Below are 15,127 nucleotides of genomic sequence, written 5' to 3'. Positions count from 1 at the left end.
CGGACATGACTGACACGACCAATATCATCATCATCGGCAACGGCATGGTTGGCCATTACTGCGCCGAACAGCTCGTCAGTCATGGATTGCACGAGACGCACCGGATCCACGTGTTCGGAGCCGAGCGGCACGCCGCTTATGACCGGGTGCATCTGACCGAATACATGACCGGACAGGATGCTCTTTCCCTGCGCCTGCATGAGGAAGGTTTTCATGATGCGCACGGGATCACGCTTCATCTTGGTGTGGCTGTGACGGCCATCGACCGCGAGGCCCGGATGATCCGCACCGGACAGGGAGATTTTCCCTATGGGACCCTTGTGATTGCGACCGGTTCCTATCCGTTTGTGCCGTTTGTGCCGGGCAATTCTGGAACGGCCGGCCTCGTCTATCGTACGCTCGACGATCTCGATGCGATCCGCGTGGCGGCACAGGGTGCGCGGCATGGCGTGGTAATCGGCGGCGGTCTGCTGGGCCTGGAAGCGGCCAATGCGGTCAAGTCCCTCGGGCTGGATGTGGCCGTGGTCGAATTTGCACCGCGCCTGATGCCGGTCCAGCTCGACGAGGAGGGCGGGCGGGCGTTGCGTCACCGGATCGAAACCATGGGGATCGATGTGCGTACCGCGCATGCAACGCAGGCGATCGAGCCGGGGGAAACCCTGCGGCACAGACTGGTCTTTGCGGACGGATCCATGCTGGAAACCGATCTTGTCGTATTTTCGGCCGGGATCCGGCCCAATGATGCGCTTGCGCGTGGTTGCGGACTGGAGACGGGCGCACGCGGTGGGATTGCGGTGGATGACCAGTGCCGCACCAGTGACCCGCATGTCTTTGCGATTGGCGAGTGTGCGTCGTGGCAGGAGCGTGTTTTCGGTCTTGTTGCACCGGGCTACACCATGGCGCGTACAGCGGCGGCCGTCATTGCGGGGGAAGATGCGGCCTTTACCGGGGCAGACATGTCCACAAAGCTGAAACTGCTCGGGGTGGACGTCGGTTCGATCGGCGATGCACAGGGGGCCGAACCCGGATCGACCAGTTATCGCTTTATCGGGGAGGCGGACGGTTCCTATCGCCGTCTTGTGCTTTCAGCCGATGGAAAGCGCATAACCGGTGCCGTGCTGGTGGGCGATAATTCCTACTACGATACGATCCTGCAATTCGTACAAAATGCCATCAGGCCGCCAGCCGATCCGGCTGCCCTAATCCTGCCCCGCGGTGAGGGTGCGGTGCTTCTGGGTGCGGATTCACTGCCCGATACGGCGATGATCTGCTCGTGCCATAATGTCACCAAAGGGGCGATCAGCGCGGCCATTGAAGGAGGATGCACGGAGTTCGGTGCGCTGAAGACGCAGACCAAGGCTTCGACAGGCTGCGGCGGATGTGCGGGTCTGCTCAAATCCGTGTTCGAAACGGAATTGTCCGCACGCGGGATCGAGGTCGATCATTCCCTGTGCGAACATTTTTCCCATACGCGACAGGAGCTTTATGCGCTTGTCCGGGTTCACAATATACGGACTTTTGGCGAGCTGCTGGAGAAGCATGGCAATGGCGGACTGGGCTGCGATATCTGCAAGCCCACAGTCGGGTCGATCCTTGCCTCTGCCTGGAACAGGCCGATCACCGATCCGGCCTATATTCCGCTGCAGGACACGAATGACACCTTCATGGCCAATATGCAGAAAAACGGCACTTATTCCGTCATGCCGCGTATTGCGGGCGGCGAGATCACGCCGGACAAGCTGATTGTTCTGGGGCAGGTCGGAAAGAAATACGGGCTCTATACCAAGATTACGGGCGGACAGCGCATTGACCTGTTCGGCGCGCAGATCCATCAGCTTCCCGATATCTGGGCTGAACTGATCGAGGCGGGTTTCGAGACCGGTCACGCATATGGCAAGTCGACCCGTACCGTGAAATCCTGTGTGGGGAGTACCTGGTGTCGTTACGGCGTGCAGGACAGTGTCGGTCAGGCGCTCGACCTTGAAAACCGCTACAAAGGACTGCGCAGCCCGCACAAGCTGAAATTCGCGGTGTCCGGCTGTACGCGCGAATGCGCGGAGGCGCAGGGCAAGGATGTCGGGGTGATTGCCACTGAAAACGGCTGGAACCTGTATGTCTGCGGCAACGGGGGCATGCGTCCGCGGCATGCTGAACTGTTCGCGACCGATCTCGATTCGGAGACTCTCGTCCGATATATTGATCGTTTCCTGATGTTCTATATCCGCACGGCCGACAAGCTTCAGCGGACCTCCGTCTGGCGGGAGACTCTCGAAGGCGGTCTCGATTACCTCAGGGATGTCATCATTAGGGACAGCCTGGGCATTGCTGACGAGCTCGAGCGCCAGATGCAGAGCGTTGTGGACAGCTATCACTGCGAATGGCGCGATGCACTTTCGGATCGGGACAAGCTCAAGCGGTTCCGGACCTTTGTCAATGACAGCCGACCCGACCCGAACGTGCAGACCGTGCCCGAGCGTGATCAGGTCAGACCTGCGGAAAATGGTTCCGGCAGTCCGGCGGGTGTCGGTCCCCGTGACTGGCAGACACTGTGCGAGGAGGGAGATCTCGTTCCCAATTCAGGTGTGGTCGCCTGGTGGGAAGGCGCACAGGTGGCCCTGTTTTATCTGCCTGCAACGACGGGGGGGCCGGCGCGCATTTTTGCCATCGACAATCATGATCCCTTTTCGAAGGCCAATGTCATCGGACGCGGAATAATAGGCGATCTGAAAGGAGAAATTGTGGTGGCCTCTCCGCTCTACAAGCAGCATTTCCGTCTGCGTGACGGGGAATGCCTAGAGGATGCAAGCGTTGCCCTGCGCGTATGGGATGCGCGGATTCATGAGGGACGGGTGGAGATCCGGACGCCGGAACCGGCCCTCGTTCCGGTCTGAGCCGATATGGCCCTGCCTGATGCCATCCGGTCGGCCTGTCCCTATTGCGGAGTAGGTTGCGGCATTGTTTTCGAGGTTGAGGCTGGCCGGATCGTGAAGCTGCGCGGCGATCCGGACCATCCGGCCAATCGCGGGCGGCTCTGCACCAAGGGCAGTTCCTGTGACAAGCCGATTACAGCACCCGGTCGGTTGACCCATGCGGCGATCCGGCCTGCGCGGGATGCGGAGCCGCAGCGCCTGGACATGGAGGATGCGATCGGGCGGACGGCGCAGCGGTTGCGTGCCATTCTCGATGCGCACGGGCCGGATGCTCTGGCGCTCTACGTATCCGGTCAGATGACGATGGAGGCGCAGTATCTCGCCAACAAGCTGGCCAAGGGGTACTGGCGCACGCAGCATATCGAATCCAATTCGCGCCTCTGTATGGCGTCTGCAGGGGCAGGATACAAAACCTCGCTGGGCGCGGATGCTCCGCCCGGCTCCTATGAGGATTTCGATCACGCCGATCTGTTTTTCGTTATCGGTGCGAACATGGCGGACTGCCATCCGATCCTGTTCCTGCGGCTGCTGGATCGCAAGCGGCAGGGCGCACGGCTGATTGTGGTCGATCCGCGCAGGACCGCGACAGCCGACAAGGCCGATCTGTTTCTTCAGATCCGGCCGGGAACCGATCTTGCCCTGCTGAACGGTATCCTGCATCTGCTTCTGGCCTGGGATGCAATCGACCGGGAGTTCATAGCCCTTCATACCCGAGGATGGGAGGCAATGGTCCCGTTTCTGGCGCAGTACGGGCCTGAGCAGGTGGCCGAAACGACGGGTATTGCCATCGACGATCTCAAGCAGGCTGCCTACTGGATTGCGGAATCGGGGGCCTGGATGAGCCTTTGGACCATGGGGCTGAACCAGAGTGTGACCGGAACCTGGAATACCAACGCGCTGTGCAACCTGCATCTGGCGACCGGGGCGATTTGCAAACCCGGCAGCGGTCCGTTTTCCCTGACAGGTCAACCCAATGCGATGGGTGGCCGGGAAATGGGCTATATGGGGCCGGGTCTGCCGGGTCAGCGCAGTGCAATGGTGGCAGAGGATCGTCTTTTTGCCGAGAAAGTCTGGGGGCTACCGCCCGATACGATCCGCGAGGCAGAGGGTTTCGGAACGATCGGCCTGTTCGAGGCGATGGCCCGGGGCGAGATCAGGGCGGTCTGGATTATCTGTACCAATCCGGTGGCAAGCGTTGCGCGACGCGATGGCGTGATTGCCGGATTGCAGAAGGCGGAATGCGTGATTGTGCAGGACGCTTTCAGGAGTGCGGAAACGACGGCCTATGCCGACATCCTTCTGCCTGGTGCCCTTTGGGCTGAAGGGGATGGCGTTCAGGTCAATTCCGAGCGGACCATGACCCTGACACGTGCCGCTGTGCCGCCGCCAGGCGAGGCTTTGCCGGACTGGGACATTATAGCCCGTGTCGCGCGCGCCATGGGATATGAAGGATTCGATTTTACCAGTGCCGCCGAGGTATTTGCCGAGGCGGCCGGGTTTGCCAACCCCCGGACGGGCTACGATATTTCAGGAATCAGTCATGCGCGGCTGATGCAGGGTCCGGTTCAGTGGCCGAGCCCCCCCGGCGATTCGAAGGCACGTCACCCGATCCGTTACCGGCCCGATCCACGGTCGGGTCCGCGGTTTGCAACCGATGACGGTCGGGCCGTGTTTCTTGCGCGGCCTTTTCTGGGAAAGGGCGAACGGACGGATGCAACGTATCCGTTTGTGCTGGATACGGGTCGTCTGCAGCATCATTGGCACACGCTGACCAAGACAGGCACGGTCGACTCCTTGTGCAAGCTGCATCCGGAGCCGTTTCTGGAGGTGCATCCAGATACTGCGCACGATCTGGCGCTCGATCCTGCCGATCGTGTGCTGATCCGGTCGCGTCGCGGGTCGGCGACCTTGCCTGTCCGGATCAGCGACCGTGTGCCGCCGGGTGTGTGTTTTGCCCCGTTTCACTGGAACGATGCGTTCGGAGCGGATCTGGCGGTTAATGTCCTGACGCCTGACGCGGTCGATCCGATCTCGCTCCAGCCCGGATTCAAGCTGTGTGCGGTCAACCTAACGCGAGTAGCAGCGCCTATAATTATGCCAGAGTTAGACATTGTTTCTCGCCTTGCAGCTCAGTTGAAGGTCGGGGAGATAGCATCGGCTCCCTTGTCAGAGATGGCACAGCACTGGCTTGCAGGCTTTCTCGAAGGCTTACGCCTATCGCCCCCTTCGGATGATTTACCGGTCGTGCCGCATCGCGCGCCGCTCTCCGAGACGGAACGCTTGCGGATCGATGGGTTGCTGGCAGGCCTGTATGCACGCAAACCGCACGACGCGCCGATGAGCAACTTAGAAACGTACTCCCCGCATCCGACGGTATTCTGGGCCTCTCAGACCGGACGAGCGGAAGACGCAGCTAAAGGGCTAGCTGCTGCACTGGGTGGCCGATGCATCTGCCTTGATGTAGCCAGCGTTGATGATTTGCCCCAAGGGAATATAATCTTTGTCGTGTCGACATTCGGGGATGGGGATCCCCCCGATTGCGCTGCCTCATTCTGGGGTGCGCTTCAGGCCCGTTCCACACCGATCATCGACATGCGCCATGCCGTGCTAGCATTCGGGGACTCGAGTTACGCGAATTTCTGCGGTTTCGGTCGCGCTTTGGATGCTCGACTGGCGGAACTTGGGAGCAAGACGCTGCAGGGACGCTACGATTGCGAGCCTGATGACGACGTCGGCCGCGCCGAATGGCAAGCACGGTTATGCGCGATCCTAGGAGAAAGCAGCGCGTCGATCCCTCCTGCAACCATTACGCTCACTCCACGCAATACGCCCGTAATAGCGAAACTGTGCCAAAATGTTCTGCTGACGCCCGAAGGCGCCAGCCGGCAAACACGGTTGATCGGATTCGACATTGCGCAAACAAATCTTGCCTATGAGCCAGGCGATGCTTTGGGTGTCTGGCCGCACAATCGGGTCGAGGTCGTCGACCAAGTATTATGTGCCCTTGGATACGAAGGTGAAACACCAATCGATCTGCCATTGTCTGGTACTGTGACATTACGCGAGGCGTTGACGACTCATTTTGACCTGTCGCGAGCCAATACCGCCATGCAAGAGCATCTTGAGGTAGAATCGGGGTATTTGCCTCAGATGCTTCAGTCCGCTGGGCGCGCGATCACGCTGGACAAGATTCCGACCCTGTTCCGCAGGCTGCAGCCAAGATTGTATTCCATTGCGTCCTCACCTCTTGCCCATCCGGGCGAAGTCCATCTCACGGTGGGGGTCGTGCGCGAGCCCTATCCCGGAACATGTTCGCCTTGGCTCGCGGGACTGCAGATCGGTGCAGATGTGGCGTTGTTCGTGCAGAAATCCGGACACTTCCGTCTGCCAGACGATACCGCGACCCCAATCATCATGATCGGACCGGGCACCGGTATCGCCCCATTCCGTGGCTTCCTGCAGCATCGCGCAGCCATGAGGGCACCTGGCGAAGCATGGCTATTTTTTGGTGAACGCAATGCAGCCTCTGGTTTTTACTATCGCGACGAACTCGCGGCGTTGCAGGCACACGGGATCCTCACCCGGATCGATCTGGCCTTCTCGCGTGATCAAGAGGCTCGCATCTACGTTCAGGATCGCATGAAGGCCGCTGGCCCTGCCTTATGGGACTGGATCGCGCGTGGCGCACATGTCTTTGTCTGCGGCGATGCGAGCCACATGGCTCGCGATGTCGATCTGTGCCTGCGCGAAATCATTGAGCAGCATGGGAATATGGAACCCGCGCAAGCGGCGGGATATGTGGATGAAATGACGAGGTCCGGACGATATGCAAGGGATGTCTATTAAGGCATGCGTGTCTTGATCGCCGATTCCAGTCCTCGTCGTGCCGTCGCCCTTTCAGACATACTGAGTGTCGATGCAGCATTGACGGTCATGCGGCCCGAACCGGGCATGACCCTGCTTGATGCGGTGCGGATGGTGCAACCCGATATTGTGCTGGTCGATCTGGACCGTGCGGATCGCGATGCGCTTGACAGTGTACGCGTGCTGGCTGGGGCAGGCACGGATCGCCCAATCGCATTGTTCGTTGATCGGGATGACGAGGCGCTGATGCGCGAAGCCTTTGATGCAGGTGTGTGCTCCTATAACGTGATTGAGACCCTCCCACACGACGTCAAGCCGCTACTGAGAGCGGCAATAGCACTCTTCGGTCGCTTTCAGGCCCAGGCGCGCGCCCTGAGCGATGCACAGCGCCATCTGTCTGATCGCGCAGCAATCGATCAAGCCAAGAGACTATTCATGAAATCTGAAAATACCAGTGAGGCCGCCGCCCATCGATGGTTCCAAAAGCGCGCGATGCAGGATGGACGCCGCATGGTCGATATCTGTCATCAGTATCTCGACCGTAAGGCTCCGGGGCCGAAGTCATGAGCGTTCCGTTTCGTATCGGCCTCCTGCGGTTAGCTGACAGTCTGCCGATTCTCATGGCTCATGAGAAAAATCTGTTCGCGCAGGCCGATATTGAAGCTGACATCGTGGTGGAACCGTCATGGGCCAATATCGCGGACGGGTTGAGCTGGGGACGGCTGGACGCGGCCGTGGTCTTCCCGCCGCTTGCGATCATGACCTATCTGGGTAAGCGTGGCCGACCGACACCGTTACGGGTTGTTGCCGATCTGTCCTTCGGTGGCAACACGATCGTTCTACGCGACCAGACTTATCTTGAGAGGTCTGCACCATGCATGGCAGTTGTTCACCCTTATTCGACGCATTTCCTGCTGTTGAGGCGGTATCTGCTCGCACAGTGCCCGCGCGCGCTCGAACATCTGATCATCATGCCGCCCGATATGATGCTGGAAGCACTGGCAAACAGGACAATCGATGGTTTCTGCGCTGGACCGCCATGGGGCACTGCCGCGGAACAGGCTGGACTTGGGCGAATCGTTAGCGGATCGGCAGCTATCAAGCCAGGTCATCTGGAAAAGCAGTGCGTCGTGACCGAGACTTGGGCGGAACGTCACCCCGTGCATGCCATGCAACTGACGCGCGTCCTAAAGACATCGATCGCCCATTGCCTCGACCCAGCGGAGCATGAAACGTCGCTCGGCATGCTGAGCCGTCCCGTCGACGCGGGTGGGCTGGCCCTCCCGACGAAAGCTGTACAGGCGATTATGCCTAGCCGCATTGCTCCACATGCGATCGAGCTTGGGCGATCACATGATCAGTCCATCGACTGGATCGCTGCCGAGATGCAGGCGCTAAGCTGGATAAATGCCGATGACGACCTCCTTCCATGGAGCAAATAATACCGTTGCAAGACCATTCGGCGATTTCTGGGATCAGATCGAAAGAGAAGAGCGTGAGGGAGGTCTGGCAAGACGTAAAGCAATGGGAAGGTAGCGAGGTTCGAGTTTCATGCGCATTCGAAACAAGATTAATTCGCACAGAAGAGAGTCTAATATAGAGGGTGGTACATAAAATGGGCGCGGATATACGTTTAGCGTGTTGGAAAACCTGAAGTGGTCAGTTTCCGATGCAAGGGGCATTCCAACAGCGTCTTACGAATATCAGAAGATCCGTTTCCCGAGCCATTTTCCAAGCGATCGGTCCAATGTCGAAAAATACATGATTTCCGACATGATGGACACCGCCATTTTTGCCGTCACGCCGTGCTTTTTTCAGAATAAGCAATCGGAAATACCCGCAGACAATACTAGAATCGCAAGATCGGTCGAGCGCGTCGCATCCGGAACCGTCTAGCTGGTGTTGCCACGGAGGATAGGATGAGATGAGGGATGCACTTCACAACTACCATGCCCGGATGCAGAGGGTGCTGAATCACATCGACCAGCACCTGGACGACGATCTGGACCTTGATGCGGTAAGCGGCATTGCGGCCTTCTCGAAATATCATTTCCACCGGCAATTCACGGCGACCTTCGGCTTGTCCGTGCATCGCTATATCCAGCTCGCCCGCATGAAACGGGCATCCTACCAACTGGCCTATAGAGACGCGCAGAACGTCACCGAAATCGCGATGGATGCTGGTTACAATGCCCCGGATGCTTTTGCCCGCGCCTTTCGACAACGGGTAGGGCAATCGCCGTCATCGTTCAGGAAAGCTCCCAGTTGGGAGCCGTGGCTTGCGGCCTTTCGGCCTCTCAATAACGCGAGGAGCAAGCTTATGCAGACCACGTTCAATCCTTCCGACGTAACGATCCGAGACGTCGCCCCGACGCCTGTGGCGATTATGGAACATCGCGGTGATCCAGCGACAATTGGCGCAACCATTCAGCGTTTTATCGCTTGGCGCAAAACAGCCGGATTGTCGCCGAAGACCAGTCCAACCTTCAACGTCTTTCACTCAGATCCGCGCACGACGCTGCCCTCCGATTACCGGATGGATCTGTGCGTCGGCACCGATCGCCCCATCGAGAAAAACGGCGAGGAAATTGAGGCTGGTACCATCCCCGGCGGGCGTTGCGCGGTCCTGCGCGTCGTCGGCAACACCGACAATCTGGAGCCTGCCGCCCTATATCTCTACCGTGATTGGCTACCGGCCAGCGGGGAGAATGCGCGCGATTTTCCGCTCTATTGCCAGCGCATCGCCTTTTTTCCGGAGGTGCCAGAGCATGAGGCGGTCGTAGACCTGTTCTTGCCGCTAAAATAGTGCGGTGGCAGGGCGGTATTGGTCTTGTGGACTCCTTTGGCAAACAAAGGTGCCCCTCCTTGACCAATCACCGTTTGCAAGGAGGCGCTGCTAGAGCGTTTTCCTCTCAATCTGGCTCGTATCCAGCGGCGGTGAAGAAGTTGGCGCATTCTGCGGGCGCGACCTGATCGATGAGTTTGCCGATCCTGTTCCAAAGCCCGTCGCGGGTGCGTTCGGCGGCGCGGCGGAGATGGGCCTTGAGTTTGGAAAACGCCATCTCGATCGGGTTGAAGTCCGGGCTGTAGGGCGGCAGGAACCGCAGGCTGGCTCCGGCGGCCTCGATCGCCGCCTGCACGCCCGGCCCCTTGTGCGAGCCGAGATTGTCCATGACGACGATGTCGCCGGGGCGCAGATCCGGCACGAGGACGCGTTCGACATAAGTGGGGTCGGTTCCGGCTGGGGGCGAAATGACACCCTAAGCATTTGCGTCCTTGGGCCAGAGGTATTCGCCGGTCAGAAGAATGTGCGCCCACCCGAGCGGTGAGACATGGGCAAGGAGGTGATCGGGCGTGTCGAGACCCTCCCGGCGCCGTGCTTCGACAGCATGACCAAGGTGCAGCGTGTTCCAGTAGATGATGATGGCCGTGATCAGATTGAGGCCTGAGATCCGGTAATGCTGTCCTTCGGTCGTGCGATCGCGGATTTCGCCTTGGCGCCCGATCCGCAATGCATTCTTGAGCGCGTGGTGTGCCTCCCCCTTATTGAGGCCGACCTGAGCACGGCGTTGCATGCCGGCATCAAGAAGCCATTCGATAATGAACAGGGTGCGCTCGATCCGGCCGACCTCCCGCAACGCCGCCGCCAGATCGTTCTGACGCGGATAGGCTGCGAGCTTGCGTAAAATCCGGCTCGGCGCGACCTGTCCTGCGCTCATGGTCGCAGCACACCGGAAGAGATCGGGCCAATTGGCAACAATCAGCGCCTCACGCACCTTGCCACCGACCAAAGGTCTCAGGTCCCGAGGTGTGGCGGCGGAATCGAACACATACAGTTTTTTGGACGGTAGATCGCGGATACGCAGCACCAGACGGTAACCCAGCATCGCGCTGATCCCGAACAGATGGTCGGTGAAACCGCCTGTGTCGGCATACTGCTCCTCGATCCGTCGCCCGGCCTCGTTCATCGTCAGCCCGTCGAGGAGGTAGGGGGCCTCGTTGACCGTGACGGGGATCGTGCGCGAGGCAAATGGCGCGAAACGATCGTTTACATGGGTGTAGACCTTGATGCCCGGATCATTGCCATACCGGGCGTTGATCGTGTTCATCGCTTCGCCCTGCCGCGCGGCTAGAAAGAACTGCCCATCGGCAGATGCGGTTGTGCCCATGCCCCAGACCTGTGCCATGGGAAGCTCCCCCTGGGCAGCGACCACGGCCGCGAGCGCCTGGTTCATCGCTTCACTTTCCACATGCCAGCGTGCCAGCCGGGAAAGCTCCCAATAATCGTGCGTGTTCGACGCTTCGGCCATCTTGCGCAGCCCGAGGTTCAGCCCTTCGGCGAGCAGGACATTGAGCAAGCCGATCCGATCGTCACAGGGTACGCCGGTGCGCAGATGCGTGAAGTGTTCAGTGAAACCGAGTGCCGTATCGACCTCCAACAGGAGATCGGTGATGCGGACGGGTGGCATTCGCCGATACAGGTCGAGCATCAGGGCCTCGACGCCATCCGGAACATCCGCAGTCAGGCGGTCGATCCGGAGCACACCGTCCTCGATGACGCCTTGCGGGATCGTCCCTTTACGGGCAGCGCGGCCCAGGCGGACGAGCCCATCAGCGAGACGCGCCTTGCGCTCGGCCAGCCAGACATGCGGGTCGGGTGAGACCGCCAGCGTTGTTGCCAGCGCGACCGGCATCGGCACCAGGACCTCCCGGAGATCGCCATATCGGTGCGACCGTTCGATCCAGATATCGCCGGCACGCAAAGCATCTCGCAGGTGAAACATCACCGCCACTTCCCGTAGGCGCGCGTCATCGTCGCTTTTCACCCGCAAATGACGGCGCCACTTCGAATGAGGGCGGAGGAAGGCATCACCTGCCGAAATGGCCCCCTTGATCGCGATGGCTATAGCCGCGTCTAGCAGCGGGCGGCCAACCGGCGCGGCTTCGAGCGTCAGGCACCGCAGCATGCGCGGTGCGTAGCGGCGGAAGCGATGATAACCCTGATCGACATGGGCCAGCGGATCGTCACCCAGCGTGTCTGTCAGTTGCATGCCAGTGGCGACGAGGCGGGTCAGCTGCTCCCATCCGGCTGAATCCGCTACCGCCTCTTCCAGAGAGGCACCGTCTCCGTAGGCGGCGAGGAGCGACCTACCCAGAGTGGTGAAACCGCCCAGCGTTTCGGCCACGGACGTTCTTGCGTCTGCGATCCGCGCATCATGTAACTGTTTCGCCTCCCGCCAGGTGCGGCTGACGATCCGGTCATGAGTTTCGATAATAGCGTCGGCGGTCGCGGTGCCCCACTCAATGATGCATACAGCGAGAATGGCACGGCGCCGCTCGGCGTTGATGTCACGTAATCCATCGGCAAAATAGCGCTCCCCCTGACGGCGCAGACGAGCGACGCGATGCGGCGCAACGCCTGCCAGCAATCGCGTATCCAGATTCACTGCACGCAGAAATTCCAGGCGATCCAGCAACCGGTTTGCCGCGGCCGAATTGTTGCCCGGCTCGATCCGCCGCAACCAGATGAACCGGGTGATTCCGCCCGGCAGTATTTCGGTCGTGAGGTCGTCCAGCCGAGAACAGGCGGCGGGATCAAGCTGCTGGGCGATTTTCTTCTCCATCCGCCGCTCGGCGGCGACGAGCGCATCCGCGCACAGACGCTCAATGGTCGAGATCGCAGGCAAAATGGTCATGGTTGCGCGGCAGCGGGCGATGAAACGTCGAGCGAGATCCTCGTTCGATCGCGCCTGTTCGGCTTCGACGGACAGCCAGTCTCGGAAAGCCTGGGCGCGAGCACCCTGGCTGGGAAATGTGCCGTATCCGTAGATACGGCGTAAGGCTTCCATGTGCTGCTGACGTGTCTGACGTCGCACGGCATACCGGACAAGCGTATCTCCGGCGATACCGAGCTGGGCACCGAGAAAGGTGGAAATGGCCTGCGGGATCAGTTCTCCCGGCGCCAGGCTCCGTCCAGGGTAACGCAACGCGCACAGTTGCAGGGCGAAACCAATCCGGTTCTCCGGACGGCGTCGCTGATTGACATGGATCAGATCGTCGTTTGCCAGGATGTAATGCTGGAGCAGCGCTACCTCATCGACCGGCAGATCGAGCAGGGCCGCTCGTTGCCGGGCGCTGAGGATATGACGTCTAGGCATACACGATTGTCCCAGTTGAACAGATGTCTGTTTTGGACAACACTGACCCCACGTCAATCAAGGGTTTGTGGGGCATAAATCCGGAGGGGTTCAATTGGGACAACGCGCGGTCATCTACGCCCGTATTTCGACGGCGGACCAATCCTGCGAGCGGCAGTTGCGCGATCTGACGGGTTTTGCCGAGCGCGGCGGTTACGAGGTGGTCGGAACCTTCCGCGAAACCGCATCCGGCATGAAGGCAAACCGGGCCGCGCGAACCGAAGTGATGAAACTGGCGCAAGCACGTCGGATCGATGCGATCCTCGTGACTGAGCTGAGTCGTTGGGGTCGCTCGACGCAGGACCTGCTCGATACGCTGAACCGTCTGTCGGGCTGGCGCGTGTCGGTCGTCGCAATGAGCGGCATGACTTTCGAGGTCGATACCCCGCACGGTCGGATGATGGCGACGCTACTCGCCGGTATCGCTCAGTTTGAACGCGACATGCTGAGCGAGCGAGTCCGCTCGGGCCTCGCCGCCGCCTGGGCACGTGGTCGCAAGCTGGGACGCCAACTTGGCGATCGGCCAAAGTCTGATCGGCTCGCGCCCAAGGTACTCGCCCTGGTCGAGGAGGGACGCAGTTATCGGTGGATCGCCCGCGACCTCGGGCTCAGCAAAAACACAGTAGCTGCGATCATTGGGCGATCGCGCCTGGAGTCGGTTTCTGATATCGGAATTACGGGGTGAGCGGGGCTAGACCCATGACCTTGCCAAGATGGCAATATTCACTCTTCTCTCGAGCGTCAGCGTCTAAATTTAGCAAACCAAAAAGCAAACGTACCTTACAAGGATCACTTGCCCGAAGTGACCGATGGAGGCTGATATGGCGATAACACGGAGGTTCCCATGTCAGAGCTTCTTCTAACCACTTGCGACAGCGGTGGCGGCCATCTGCTCGCGGCCGGTATCGGCGATCGCGTCATGACGTTTGTCCGCCGATTGGCCGAAGGGCCGATCCCGGCATCGGGCCCGCCAGAACGCTTCTTCACCGATCGCCGTGCCCTATATGAAGCTGAAGGATTACCCTTTGAAGACTGGTGGTTCGACGTCGAACCCAAGGGCGTGCCCTCACGCAAAATCCGCGTTTGGTCCGGCCTGCCGGATCTGGCCCGTCAGTTCGACCAGGTGACGTTCTGGATCGATCCTGATCCCAACGCACAGCTGACCTTGATCCAGCTGCTCGACTGGATCGGCCACATCCCGGAGATCCTGCCCAAACTGCGCCTTAAGCAATCAGAGGAGCGTTTGGGCGCTCGCAACCCGGGAAACTGGTTCATGCCGCCCGTTCCCATCACGATCAAAGACGTAGGGCTGGCGTCCCGCGCCTGGGCGGCATTCCGCACCTCCACTCCGCAAGCCTGGGCTGCACTGCTGAACGAGGATCTTGGTCGCTTGCCAGGCCTGCGCAACGCCGTCCTCGGTATGCTCGACGAGTTGCCGGACGCATCAGGCCTCGGCGCCGGCGCGCGACGCATATTGCGCCTGACCGAGCGATACGAATGGTGGGACAAGATCGAAGCGCGCGGAGAAGCGGTCGATTACCCGTTCAAGGACAAGGATCGCCCGGCAACGGCGCTGCTTCAGAGGGTAGGACAGGTCAGCACCCGCATGGCACCCGGTTTCTGGGAGTTCGGCCAGACGATGTGCGCGCTCGGCACAGCGCACATGCCCGCGTTGGCGGGCATCACTGAGACGTCGTTTGACCTTGCCATGCATGATGACGAGACCCGACGGCGGACATTCATGGAATCGCCGGTCACTCTGACAGAATTTGGGCGCCGGGTGCGGGACGGTGCGGCAAACTGGTCGCAGCACAACCCGGTTCACCGTTGGTGGGGAGGCACGCGGCTTACCGGCAGCTCCCTATGGCGCTGGAACGGCGCCACGCAACGCTTGCTGGAACCTTGAGATTTTAAGCACAGCAGAACGCAAAATCAGACGTGCTGGCTTCCTGCCGTGCAATCGCCATTCTGCTTAGGGTGTCATTTCGCCCTCAGCCTGAACCGACCCCTAATTGGTCGCGGCGACCGCGACGGGATCGACCGAATCGGGGCGGATCAGCTTGCGGGCTTCATCGACCTCGCGGCCGAGATCATTCCATCCGATCGCTGCCTCGACCGCAGCGCCGATATCGCCAC

8 protein-coding genes and 1 pseudogene are annotated in these 15,127 nt (G+C 60.2%); 7 read left to right on the top strand and 2 right to left on the bottom strand.

Going from position 1 to position 15,127, the window contains the following annotated elements; genetic code table 11:
- Positions 1 to 5 precede the first annotated feature (5 nt).
- The 5 genes from nirB (at position 6) to WFJ47_RS14760 (ending at position 9,600) form a co-directional block, all read left to right on the top strand.
- Positions 6 to 2,891 carry a nitrite reductase large subunit NirB gene (nirB, locus tag WFJ47_RS14780; protein WP_336763988.1) on the top strand — a complete coding sequence of 962 codons (2,886 nt, stop codon included), beginning with the start codon at positions 6 to 8 and terminating at the stop codon, positions 2,889 to 2,891.
- Between the two features lie 6 nt (positions 2,892 to 2,897).
- A complete protein-coding gene (locus WFJ47_RS14775; protein ID WP_023977966.1) occupies positions 2,898 to 6,776 on the top strand; it encodes a bifunctional nitrate reductase/sulfite reductase flavoprotein subunit alpha in 3,879 nt (1,292 codons plus the stop codon).
- 3 nt (positions 6,777 to 6,779) lie between these two features.
- Entirely contained in the window at positions 6,780 to 7,361 is a 582-nt protein-coding gene (locus WFJ47_RS14770; protein WP_023977967.1) for an ANTAR domain-containing response regulator, read from the top strand.
- A complete protein-coding gene (locus tag WFJ47_RS14765) occupies positions 7,358 to 8,236 on the top strand; it encodes an ABC transporter substrate-binding protein (RefSeq protein WP_023977968.1) in 879 nt (292 codons plus the stop codon). The genes WFJ47_RS14770 and WFJ47_RS14765 overlap by 4 nt, the downstream gene beginning before the upstream one ends.
- 482 nt (positions 8,237 to 8,718) lie before the next feature.
- Positions 8,719 to 9,600 carry a GyrI-like domain-containing protein gene (locus tag WFJ47_RS14760; protein WP_023977970.1) on the top strand — a complete coding sequence of 294 codons (882 nt, stop codon included), beginning with the start codon at positions 8,719 to 8,721 and terminating at the stop codon, positions 9,598 to 9,600.
- Positions 9,601 to 9,706: 106 nt separating this feature from the next.
- Here WFJ47_RS14760 and WFJ47_RS14755 read toward each other — a convergent pair.
- Both WFJ47_RS14755 and WFJ47_RS14750 read right to left on the bottom strand, forming a co-directional pair.
- A pseudogene (locus WFJ47_RS14755) lies at positions 9,707 to 10,021 on the bottom strand (transposase); the annotation flags it as partial.
- A 33-nt stretch (positions 10,022 to 10,054) separates the two neighbouring features.
- Positions 10,055 to 12,952: a Tn3 family transposase gene (locus tag WFJ47_RS14750; protein ID WP_023977971.1), complete on the bottom strand. Its 2,898-nt coding sequence runs from the start codon at positions 12,950 to 12,952 to the stop codon at positions 10,055 to 10,057.
- Positions 12,953 to 13,046: 94 nt separating this feature from the next.
- Here WFJ47_RS14750 and WFJ47_RS14745 point away from each other — a divergent pair, with 94 nt between their 5' ends.
- Together WFJ47_RS14745 and WFJ47_RS14740 are read left to right on the top strand one after the other, a co-directional pair.
- Positions 13,047 to 13,676: a recombinase family protein gene (locus tag WFJ47_RS14745; RefSeq protein WP_023977972.1), complete on the top strand. Its 630-nt coding sequence runs from the start codon at positions 13,047 to 13,049 to the stop codon at positions 13,674 to 13,676.
- Between the two features lie 159 nt (positions 13,677 to 13,835).
- Positions 13,836 to 14,897 (top strand): hypothetical protein, encoded by a 1,062-nt coding sequence (locus tag WFJ47_RS14740; protein ID WP_035444282.1) that lies wholly within the window; start codon positions 13,836 to 13,838, stop codon positions 14,895 to 14,897.
- Positions 14,898 to 15,127: the final 230 nt, after the last annotated feature.

It is taken from the genome of Asaia sp. VD9 (assembly GCF_037150015.1).
In the GTDB taxonomy this organism is placed as follows: Bacteria; Pseudomonadota; Alphaproteobacteria; order Acetobacterales; family Acetobacteraceae; genus Asaia.
This window is presented reverse-complemented; position numbering and strand designations above follow the sequence as displayed.